This is a genomic window from Bradyrhizobium sp. BR13661, assembly GCF_029892425.1.
Classification (GTDB): domain Bacteria; phylum Pseudomonadota; class Alphaproteobacteria; order Rhizobiales; family Xanthobacteraceae; genus Bradyrhizobium.
On the sequence record NZ_JARXWB010000063.1, the window covers coordinates 1 to 10818 of the forward strand.

General features: G+C 62.3%; 11 protein-coding genes. 4 read left to right on the top strand and 7 right to left on the bottom strand.

The annotated features are described in order from the left end of the window. Positions 1-777, top strand: a 777-nt coding sequence (locus M2427_RS41500) for an aminotransferase class V-fold PLP-dependent enzyme (protein ID WP_280712491.1), incomplete at its 5' end; no start/stop codon positions are given. Between the two features lie 21 nt (positions 778-798). On the opposite strand, the gene M2427_RS41505 is transcribed toward M2427_RS41500, so the two are convergent. The 6 genes from M2427_RS41505 to M2427_RS41530 all read right to left on the bottom strand — a co-directional run bounded on the left by M2427_RS41505 (position 799) and on the right by M2427_RS41530 (position 6250). Continuing rightward, positions 799-1197, bottom strand: coding sequence for a VOC family protein (locus tag M2427_RS41505; protein ID WP_280712501.1), 399 nt, complete (start codon positions 1195-1197; stop codon positions 799-801). 105 nt (positions 1198-1302) lie between these two features. After that, a complete protein-coding gene (locus M2427_RS41510) occupies positions 1303-2604 on the bottom strand; it encodes an aspartyl protease family protein (RefSeq protein ID WP_280712492.1) in 1302 nt (433 codons plus the stop codon). Between the two features lie 371 nt (positions 2605-2975). Beyond that, positions 2976-3770, bottom strand: a complete 795-nt coding sequence (locus tag M2427_RS41515; protein ID WP_280712493.1) for a hypothetical protein — start codon at positions 3768-3770, stop codon at positions 2976-2978. 26 nt (positions 3771-3796) lie between these two features. After that, on the bottom strand, positions 3797-4243 hold the full coding sequence (locus M2427_RS41520; protein ID WP_280712494.1) for a carboxymuconolactone decarboxylase family protein: 447 nt from the start codon (positions 4241-4243) through the stop codon (positions 3797-3799). 24 nt (positions 4244-4267) lie between these two features. Further along, entirely contained in the window at positions 4268-5290 is a 1023-nt protein-coding gene (locus M2427_RS41525) for an LLM class flavin-dependent oxidoreductase (RefSeq protein WP_280712495.1), read from the bottom strand. Positions 5291-5320: 30 nt separating this feature from the next. Beyond that, positions 5321-6250: a LysR family transcriptional regulator gene (locus tag M2427_RS41530; RefSeq protein WP_280712496.1), complete on the bottom strand. Its 930-nt coding sequence runs from the start codon at positions 6248-6250 to the stop codon at positions 5321-5323. A 106-nt stretch (positions 6251-6356) separates the two neighbouring features. Here M2427_RS41530 and styA point away from each other — a divergent pair, with 106 nt between their 5' ends. After that, the gene (gene styA / locus M2427_RS41535) at positions 6357-7607 is read left to right on the top strand and encodes a styrene monooxygenase subunit StyA (RefSeq protein ID WP_280712497.1); all 1251 of its coding nucleotides are present in this window, start codon (positions 6357-6359) and stop codon (positions 7605-7607) included. A gap of 24 nt (positions 7608-7631) precedes the next feature. Next, complete coding sequence (gene styB / locus M2427_RS41540) at positions 7632-8117, top strand: styrene monooxygenase NADH-dependent flavin reductase subunit StyB (protein WP_280712498.1); 486 nt, start codon at positions 7632-7634, stop codon at positions 8115-8117. A gap of 118 nt (positions 8118-8235) precedes the next feature. Here styB and M2427_RS41545 read toward each other — a convergent pair whose 3' ends face one another. Continuing rightward, positions 8236-8859 (bottom strand): class I SAM-dependent methyltransferase, encoded by a 624-nt coding sequence (locus M2427_RS41545; RefSeq protein ID WP_280712499.1) that lies wholly within the window; start codon positions 8857-8859, stop codon positions 8236-8238. A gap of 330 nt (positions 8860-9189) precedes the next feature. Here M2427_RS41545 and M2427_RS41550 point away from each other — a divergent pair, with 330 nt between their 5' ends. After that, complete coding sequence (locus M2427_RS41550; RefSeq protein WP_280712500.1) at positions 9190-10239, top strand: ABC transporter substrate-binding protein; 1050 nt, start codon at positions 9190-9192, stop codon at positions 10237-10239. Positions 10240-10818: the final 579 nt, after the last annotated feature.

Genomic DNA, 10818 nt, shown 5'->3' on the forward strand with positions numbered 1-10818 from the left:
GTCATTGACGATCGGACCCGACGACATCGGCCGACTGCAATGATTGGCGGCAACGGCCGCTCCCGACCTGTGCGTTTGCACACAACCAAGACCCATGTCAGCCATCGCACCGGCTTCGTCATGCCGGTCGCCGAGATCGCCCGCATGGCGAAAGCAAAAGGCATCGACACCATCGTTGACGCTGCGCATTCCTGGGGACAGATCGACTTCCGCGTCAAAGACCTCGAATCCGATTTCGTCGGCTTCAACCTGCACAAATGGATCGGTGCGCCGCTCGGCGTGGGTTTTCTCTACATCAAAAAGGATCGCCTCGCCGACATCGACCGCGACATGGGCGACGAGGATTTTGCGCAAGACGACATCCGCTCGCGGGTTCACACCGGCACGGTCAATTTCGCCACCGTGCTGACCGTGCCCACCGCCGTGGCGCTGCATCAGCAGATCGGCGCCCCGGCCAAGCAGGTGCGCCTGCGCTATTTGCGCGACTATTGGGTGAGCCGCGCCCGCGGCTTCAAGGACCTCGAAATCCTGACACCGGACGAAGCCGGCTCATATGGTGCGATCACGTCCTTCCGCCTCGCCGGCAAGACCAGCAAGGCCGACAATGAGGCGATCGTGGTGAAGCTCCGCGACACCCACAGGATCATGACGGTGCGCCGGGCCGGCGTCGCCAAGGGCCAATGCATCCGCGTGACGCCGGCGCTCTTCACGGATGAAGCCGATCTCGACCGCCTCGTCGAGGCGCTGGCGGTGGTCACGGGGACGAAGACGGGGTGAGGTGCAGGACAGCCGCTCGCGTCAACTGCGCCTGATGGACTGGATCAGGTCCCAGCGGTTGCCGCAGAGATCCTCGAACACGGCCACGACGCCATAGGCCTCGCGCCGTGGCGCCTCGACGAAACGAACGCCGGCGGCGATCATGCGGGCATGATCGCGTTCGAAATCGTCCGTTTCCAGGAACAGGAAGACGCGCCCTCCGGTCTGGTCGCCGATGCGCGCCGTCTGTGCCGGACCGTCCGCCCGCGCCAGCAGCAGGCCCGAGCCGGAATGGCCGCGCGGCCGTACCACCACCCAGCGCTTGCCGCCACCGAGCGGCGTGTCCTCGCACAGCTCGAAATTCAGCGCGCGCGTGAAGAAGGCGATCGCGTCGTCATAGTCCGCGACCACGAGGCTGATGAGGGACAGATGCTGGTTCATCGCGTTGGCGGCCATCTCGTTGCTGCTGTGAAGGTACCAGCGACAATCTCGGTGTGACATTGGTCTCCGCCAACCTGACACCAATTTCAAGCAGTCCTGCGCCCGCTACGGCAAGGTCTGCCCGATCGACAGATTGATGCGGCGCTGATCAGCTGTGCGAACCGAGACCGAGGCGTTCGACGCCGAACCTAATGCCTGGAAATCCGCAATGCCAAGGTCCCGTGCCGGGCGTCCGTTGATCTCGACGATATGGTCGCCCCGACGTAATCCGGCGCGCTCGGCGGCGCTTCCCGACAGGGCATCGAGCACCTCGAAGGCCTCATGATCCGGCTTGTCGAGGATCAGTCCACTGCCTCGCAGGGTAGCTGGAAGCGTGCGGCCGGCGACCGGTGAAAAATACGCCCGTCCCGAACGATAATCGATCGTCACCAGGAACTGCGACAGGATCGTGTTGCCGAGAATTCCCTCGGAGGACGAAAATCTGGCGCCGCCCGCGTCGGTGCTGGCTGCGATGACCGGAGGCGACAGGGTGACCGGCCCGAGGCGCAGCCGTTTGCCAAAGCCCATCTGAATATTGGTGCGGCCGCCGATGCCGCCTGGCGAGAGGAATCGCAACGTCTTGCCGGAAGCGGCGAACGGCTGATGGGTACGTTCGAACCGTTCGGACACGAACACCTGACCGCTCGCGCCGGTGTCGATGACGAATTGACCTGAAACGCCGTCGAGCTCGATTGTGATGGAGGGATGGCTCAGTCCGTCCCGCGATATCGCATAGCCGAGCGGCAGCGCGAAGGCTGTCGATGGCGGCCGGAACCCCAGCGAATTCAGGATCAGGACGCGGCGCGCGTAATCGATCGTGACGGTGTAGCGCGCCAATAGTTCAGAGCCGATCAGCCCCGCGAGGCGTGGCCGCGATCCGCGGTCGGCGATCACGTTGGGAAGGGTAGTCGCGAGCGCCGTTTGCTGCTCGAGCACGGCACCGCCGATGTTGATCCGGCCGATCGTGACGATGTCGGCGTGCGAGACCTTCGGACCAACGCCGGAAATGCGGGCGGCGCTGATGACGGTCGTGTTGAGGCCTTGCGCGCTGGTGTTGTCGATCAGGTTGTGCGCACCCGTATCGAACATGAATGGCCGAGGAGGGTGCCCGTCGATGCTGGCATCGACGATGATATGACCACCTTCCAGGATGAAAGGGATTTCGATGGTGGCGACGAGTTGGGCGGCGTCTTGGGGAGCGCTCGCCGGCGAAGTCGCGACGCGCTCGCCTGGCGGCAGGCCAAGCTCGCGCTCCAGCGCACCGGCGGCAGGTGGCAGATCCTCAGGCTTGATCTGTCCGGTTGCCGGGTTGATCGCCAGTACGGCGAGGGCCACCAGGACAAGATGGCCTGCCGAAACAATACGCATGCGTCCGCACTCGACGAAATCAGGAGTCTATCTTGAGACGATTGACGCGCGCGGAATGCGAAGAAAATTCGAGCGGCAACCGTCCCGATGCGCCGAGCCCATGCGCGGAGGTGGTCGATTCCCTTCCTCTGCTGTTTCGCGTTCGCGACACCGGTGGGCGCCGCTGCCGCGGCTCCCGCTGACTCCACCCCCGTTGCCGCAACTCCCGTCAGCGCGTCCCCGCTGACCCTGATAGCGCTGTGGTGTCCTCGCGGCACCCATGTCGGCTACGAGGGCAAATATTGCTGGCCTGACGAGCGCGCTCAAGCGACCGTTCGTCATCGGTCCTTGATGGCGAGCGGCGCGCGCCGATCCGGTATCAGCCCATTCCGTCAATCGCCGCCAATCGCAAACCGGCTTTCGTCCGAAGGCGTGGCGTCGCAGGCGCGAGCACCGATCGGGATCGACCGGACGTCCACTTTCGCGTCGCCGGTGGGGCGGAGGATCCAGCACAGATTATTGTCGGAGCGGATCACGCTGCTGGCCGTGTCGTAAGTCCATCGGATTGCAGCACGCGCACAATCGTCGAGAACGAGCGCAGCATCCCCTTTACCGATCGCTCCTCTTGCGTCGATGCAAAGCTCCGGCTTGCCCTCCATCGAAATCTTGCCTCCGCTCAGGCGAAACACGCGCTGCCGTATGCCCCAAAATGAATCGCATTGCTCGATCCTCAAGGTCGCGCCTGGCACAAACTGATAGTTTGGCGCGGAGAGGCAGAGATAGTCGGCATAAGAGGGGCGTATTGCCACACCCTTCGGACGCTCCGCCAGGAGCTTCTCTCGTCTCGCCGGTTCGATGGCGAGCGCGCAGATGCGAACCGTTCGATTTTCCCAGCACCCGCCACTTCGCTTGACGTCACCCAGCCGGGCCTGGCCGTGGGTTGCGCCAGGTGACTCGTTCCAGTAGGCGACCCCCTTGTTGCTCTCAATATCGACCGAAGCCCAATATTGGTCGCCGTAGATTGCGAACGAACCCTCTGTGTTGTTCCGTACGAATTCACAGACGCCATCGATGTAGGACTTGCCGTCCACGATCAGCTTGCAGTCGACGGGCATTGACGCCGTAAATGCGGGCCCCGACGTCGACAGCAGGAATGCGGCGACAGCAATGGCCGATTTAATGAACATCTGTCGCTGTCTCCGACGATGGCGCGTCAATTCACGTCGTGCACATAGCGCATGCCGATCGCGAGCCGGTTCCAGAAATTGATCATGCCGATGAGGATGGTGAGATCGGCGATCTCCTTGTCGGCAAAATGCCTTTTGAGCTCGTCGTAGTCCGCGTCCGGTGCACGAGTCTGCATCACATTGGTGAGCGACTCGGTCCAGGCCAGTGCGGCGCGTTCGGCTTGCGAATAGAGCGGCGATTCGCGCCAGGCATCGAGAAGGTAGAGCCGCTGCTCGCTCTCGCCATGCTTCCGCGCATCCTTGCTATGGATGTCGAGACAATAGGCACAGCCATTGATCTGAGACGCGCGCATCTTCACGAGCTCGATCAGGCCTCTCGGCAGCCCGCTCTTGTGGATGTAGGCCTCCACCGCGCGGAGCGCTGCGTAGCCCTCGGGCGCGATCTGCGCCGGCAACAATCGGTCGGCATGCATCTCTCGATCCTCCCGGGCGCGGGCCTAGCGCCACCCCAGCGCCGGCGCGACGTGCTTCAGGATCGCCTCGATCGCATGCGCGCAATAGTCGACGCCGAGCTGGTTGGGAATCGTCAACAGCAGCGTATCGGCCTCAGCGATTGCCTCGTCCTGCCTGAGCTGCGAGATCAGCGCATCCGGCTCGGCGGCATAGGAGCGGCCGAAGATCGCGCGGGTCTGCGGGTCGATGAAGCCGATCTGGTCCTCGCCTCCGCCTTCCCGGCCGAAATAGGCGCGGTCGCGATCGTCCATCAGCGCGAAGATGCTGCGGCTGACGGAGACGCGAGGCTCGCGGGTGTGACCGGCTTCCTTCCACGCGGCGCGATAGGCGCGGATCTGCGCGGCCTGCTGCACGTGAAAAGCTTCGCCGGTCTCGTCGTTCTTCAGCGTCGAGCTCTGCAAGTTCATGCCGAGCTTCGCGGCCCACACCGCCGTCGCGTTCGAGCCCGCACCCCACCAGATCCGCTCGCGCAGGCCCGCGGCATGTGGCTCCAGGCGCAACCGCCCCGGCGGGTTCGGAAACATCGGCTGCGGATTGGGCTCGGCAAAACCTTCACCGCGCAGCAGGTCCAGAAACACCTCCGCATGGCGCCGGCCCATGTCGGCATCGCTCTGGCCCTCGGCCGGCCGATAACCAAAATAGCGCCAGCCGTCGATCACCTGCTCGGGCGAGCCACGGCTGATGCCGAGCTGCAGCCGTCCGCCCGCGATCAGGTCGGCGGAGCCTGCGTCCTCCACCATATAGAGCGGGTTCTCGTAGCGCATGTCGATCACGGCCGTGCCGATCTCGATTGTGCTGGTTCTGGCTCCGACCGCGGCCAGCAGCGGGAACGGCGAGGCCAGCTGCCGCGCGAAATGATGCACGCGGTAATAGGCGCCGTCGGCGCCGAGCTGCTCTGCCGCGACCGCAAGCTCGATCGATTGCAGCAGCGTATCCGCCGCCGACCGCGTCTGCGATTGCGGCGAGGGTGTCCAATGTCCGAAGGACAGGAATCCGATTTTTTTCATGCACTTCATTTAATGATGGTGGGAACGGCGTCAACCGCCGGCGCTGGCGGCTCGGCTATGCGATGTCACAGGCGCAAAATGCCCGGCGCGCGCGACCAGCAGATCCAGGAAGCTTCGTGCACGCAGCGACATCCAGTCCGTCTCCGGATAGACCGCGTGCAGGGGCAGTGCGGCGATGCTGTAGTCCGGAAGCACATGCTCGAGCTCGCCGCTGCGCAGACCGTCGGCTGCATTCCAGTCGGGCAGGATGGCGATGCCGAGATGCTGCATCGTCGCCTCCTGCATCGCATCGGCGTCGTCGACATGGATGGGTCCGTTGATGGATGCAACGTGACGGCCATGTTCGGATTCGAAGGCCCATTGATGCGCCGGCGACATCCTGGAATAGACGATGCATTGGTGTGAGCCGAGATCATCGGGCGTCCGCGGCAGCGGCCGGCCGTGCAGATAGGTGGGTGTCGCGACCAGATAGCGCTGCACGGTCCCGAGCCGGCGCGAGACCAGCGTGCTCGCCTCCAGATGTCCGATCCGCAGCGCCAGTTCGATGCCTTCTTCCACCAGGTTGACGAACCGCTCGCTGAAGCGAATGTCGACCCGCACCTCCGGATAATTCCGCACATACTCGGCGATGACAGGCATGATGTAGCGTCGCCCGAATGACGAGGGAACGCCGATCCTCAGCGTGCCGGTGGGGCGGGGCGCCGCTTCTACTGCACTCGCCCGCGCCATGTCGAAACGATCGAGGATCTGCCGCGCCAGATCGTAGATGCGGTGCGCCTCGGCGGTTGGCTTGAGCGTTCGTGTCGTGCGCGAAAACAGCTGCGTGCCGAATTCGCTCTCCAGCATCGCGATGCGCTTGCTGACAGCGGGTTGGCCAATGCCGAGCTCCTTGGCGGCAGCCGAGAAGCTGCCACCCTCGAGGGTGCGAACGAAAGCGCGCAGGCAATCGATCCGGTCCATAATTCATTCCGCTCAGGAATAAATTATATCCTATTTATTCCGTGGTGCGCAACTCGGCGGGCCGTTAGGTTTCCTCAAAACAAGCAATCACAGGGGAGGGATTAAATTGGCACACAACATCGGAATAGTCGGCGCCGGAATCGCCGGCCTGCATCTCGCGCTCTACCTGCAAAAGCATGGCGTGGACGCCACCATCATTACCGATCGCCCGCCCGAAGATTATCGCAGCATCCGGCTGCTCAACACCGTCGCACATCACCACGTGACGATCGCGCGCGAGGATTATCTCGGCGTCAATCACTGGACCGATCCGAAGGACCACTACTACTACCACGACCATGTCTTCAATTTTCCGCAGCCGTTGAGCTTTCGCGGTGACTTCTCGAAACCGAGCCGCGCCGTCGATTACAGGCTCTATCTTCCCGCCCTGATGCAGGATTTCACGAAGCGCGGCGGCAAGATCGAGTACCGGCGGATCGAGGAGCGCGACATCGCTCCGCTGGTCGCGCGCTTCGACCTGCTCGTCGTCTCCACAGGGAAGGGGCCGCTCGGCCAGCTCTTCACCTATCGTCCCGAGCACTCACCCTATCAGCAGCCGCAACGGCGTCTCTGCGTCGGCCTCTACACCGGCGTGCGGCAGCCCGATCCCATGAATGTCACGCTCTCGGTCTCGCCCGGCCATGGCGAGATGATCGTGATCCCGACCATCACCTTCGGCGGCATCGCCAACGCGCTGCTGATGGAGAACGTGCCGGGCGGCGACATGGAGGAGCTGGCGACGCTCAGCTACGACGACAACCCAAAGCACTTTTTGAAGGTGCTGCTGGGCAAGCTGGAGAAGCATCACCCGACCACCTACGACCGCATCGACACCGCGCGCTTCGATCTCGCGCAGCCGCAGGATCTGCTGCAAGGCGGCGTGGTCCCGACCGTGCGCAACACGGTTGTCGAGTTCGACGACGGCAAATGCGCGATCGCGCTGGGCGATGTCCACGCCATCGTCGATCCCATGATGGGCCAGGGCGCCAATGTCGCCTCCTATGCCGCCTTCGTGCTCGGCGAGGAGATCGTCAACGCCGATGCGCTCGATGCGCGCTTGTGCGAGACGATCGACTTGAAGCGGCAGGATCGCGTGCTGGCGGCCTCACGCTGGACCAATGTGATGTTGCAGCCGCCTTCGGAAGCGCTGGGCATGCTGATCGGCGCGATGAGCCAGAACCCGGCGCTGGCCAACGAGTTCACCGAGAATTTCAATTATCCCGATCGCCAGTGGGACCGCATCTCGACGCCGCAGCGTATCCAGGCCTGGATCGAGCGCATGTCGCCACCATCCGTGCCCATCAGGGCGATTGCGTGATGTCGGATGCGAGCGGAGACTGAGATGCCGCGCGCCAACCCGGCGTCATTCCGCGAAGCCGCCTCGCGCTTTGCGACCGGCGTTGCGGTGCTGACCGCGCTGGACGAGCATGGCCGTGTCTGCGGTATGACGGCGAACAGTTTCGTCACCGTCAGCCTGTCGCCGCCGACCGTGCTGGTCTCGGTCATGCCCGGCCGCATGCACCGCGCGATTTCGGCGACCGGCCGCTATTGCGTCAACGTCCTGCCGGATCACGGCCGCGACCTGTCGCAACATTTCGCACGCCAGCCGAACAGCGGGGCTGCGCCGGATTACGAGATCGTAGCCGGCCTGCCGCGCCTTCAGGGATGCATCGCCTGGTTCGCCTGCGAGGTCACACGCCAGATCGATGTCAGCGACCACACGCTGATCATCGCCGAAGTCTCGAACTGCGATTCTCGCGACACCACGCCATTGGTGTTCTTCTCCAGCCGGTATCATCGCGGGGCGGGCGTGCCGGTGGAGAGGTGAGGGGCGGGGCGCAATTGCATATGGATTTCACGAGGATTGTCTGCGGTTTTGCACCGTTTCTTTCTGACTGGCCCGGATTAGGCTGCGTCCTCATCGAGGCGGGCCGCCTGATGTCCGCTCATGCTGCTCCGGGCCAGAATGGCGTCAACTCCTTGAAATTCGGCGTCACCGGAGAATCGGGCAACCGTAGCGCACACACTCTTCCCGGAGTGCCGTTCACAAGCTTATGGGGCTGCCAGCCAAGATTGGTCTCGTAATAGCGAGCCGCCGCAGCGACCCCTGGCCACCAATGGTCGTCGAGAATGACCAGCCCGCCGGGTCGTACGATCATCTGTAGGTAAAAAAGGTCGACGAATACATTGTGAAACAAATGACTGCCGTCGACGAAAGCTGCATCCGCCGACATCCCCTCCACTGCCAGACGCGGCAACGCGATCTGGGACCGTTCCCTCAACAACACCGAAATGCCATCCAATTTGGCCGAGCGGATCGACTCCCAACCTGAGTCGCGAAACTCACTGTCCTGGAACGGATCGATTATGACGTGCCGATCACCGCCTACCGAAATCAGCGCCTCGCCGATCGCCAGCGCGGAGCTGCCATAAGCAAGGCCGATCTCTATGACCGCGCCAGGTCTCTCGGCAATTAGTAGATCGCGAACAACGTCGCAGTCGCTTTCTGGAAGCGTCACGGTCGCAAAATCGTTGGCTGCGCGGACCCACGGCGGACCGTCAGCGGCCAACTTTCTTCGTGTCTCTCGGATCAGGTCAAGATGTGCCAGGGGAGCCTCGCAAAGTGGCAACGTTCCGTGTGACCACATCCCTGTATATGCCGATTTAGGTCAAGTGCGGGCATAGCCAAAAGCCACGCTCGTCTGCAACGGGTCACAATGCGAAGAACTCAGGTTGAACAAATCGGATCGGCTATACCGCGATGAGCGGACTTCCGTTAGACGCGGCGCAACTTCGCAGATGAGCCAATTTGCAGAACGGCCGCGAACAGGTCGAGCGGTGCGTCACTAGGCTCGGTCCCGAAGTTCCGCTATGAGAGTATAGTCCGATCGGAGGCGCCGATGCCCATCCAGCAGCGCAACAGCAGATTGGTCTTATGGGACAAGTCGGCGGCATCTGTCGTGCGGCTCATGCTCATCGGGCTCGCCATCTACATCACGGGTGGCCGCCCCGGAAATGCGGAAACCACCGCGCCACCAAAGCGCCTCGGTATCTTAATGGGCGGCTCCACTTGCCCAGGTCCGTCGGGGCCGGCTTTCTGGAAGCCCTTGCTTCAGAAACTAGCCGATCGAGGTTGGATCGAGGGGCGATCTCTTGTCATCGACTGCGTCTCCGCAAATGGCCGCATAGAGCAGGCTCCCATGCTTGCGCGCGAGCTTGTGCTGCGGCGACCTGATGTCCTGTTCGGAGCGGCTACCCTGACGGTTCGCGCCTTGAAGCAGGCGACTACGGAAATTCCCATCATTACGCTCGCGTCGGACCCACTCAGCAGCGGGATCGTAAACAATCTGGCGCATCCGGAGGCGAACGTTACCGGAATCGCACCGATGACATTTGACCTTACAGGCAAGCGCATGGGCGTACTGAAGGAGCTGCTGCCAGGATTATCCAGACTGGCCGTCATTTGCGTGGTTCGATTAGCTCCCGATCCCGTAGACGATAAACGGCTGCGCGAGGACGTCGCTAAGTCCGCAGAGGCTCTCGGCGTTAGCTGGAGTGTTTTCTATCCAACCAAAGAAAATGTTGACCAGGTGTTTGCGCAAATTGCCGCCGACCGTTTCGACGCAGCATATCTCTGGACGACGGCTTTTTCTTTTGCCGAACGCGAACAGATCGCCAATGCGGCGCTCGAACATGGCGTGTCGACCATCTCCGATCTGGCGGATTACGCAAGGCAAGGCCTTCTTCTAACCTACGGGCAAGACTTCAGCAGCTTCATGGGAGATGCAGCGGAGTATGTCGATAAATTGCTGCGCGGCGCGAAACCTGCAGACCTTCCTCTGCAGCAACCTACGAAGTTCGATTTGGTGATCAATCTCAAGACCGCAAAAGAGCTTGGCATTGCCATCCCGCCATCGCTTCTAGCTCGCGCTGACGAAGTCATCGAATAAGCAGCGGCGCCGATGCGTCACCGTACTCAACGTCGTCGGATAGCGACGCGCCACGACAAACTTGCCGCCGTCCAACTCGCGTCAATCAGGCTATGGCTCGGCGCCAATGAGCCCACGTCCTAGTATCTCTGCCGAGATGCCAAGACGTTCGTGAAGACGGCGAATCATCGTAACCGACAGCCCCCGCTTGCGGTTCGGGATATCAGGTCAGCCCTGTGTCGCGAATGAACGCAGCCCCCTTTGAAAAATTGGCAAAACCTTCATCCAAACGCTTGGTCGCATCGTTTCGTTCACATTGCGATTTCGATGGAGCTTCTGCCATGGAATCCGTATGGGACTATCCTCGCCCTCCCCGACTTGAAGCCGTGCCCGAACGCCTGGAGGTCATTTTTGGTGGCAGATCCATCGTCATTACGGTGACAGTGCACTAAACTCGACGCGTCATCGCGTGTGGCCGCCTAGCAGATCGAGTGAATTGAGTGCACTGGACTGCACCCCTGAACTGAGACACGATAATTACAGTGACAGCGGGGTTGTCACGATGCGTTACCGCGCATTGTTTTGCGCGAAGGCGGTTTC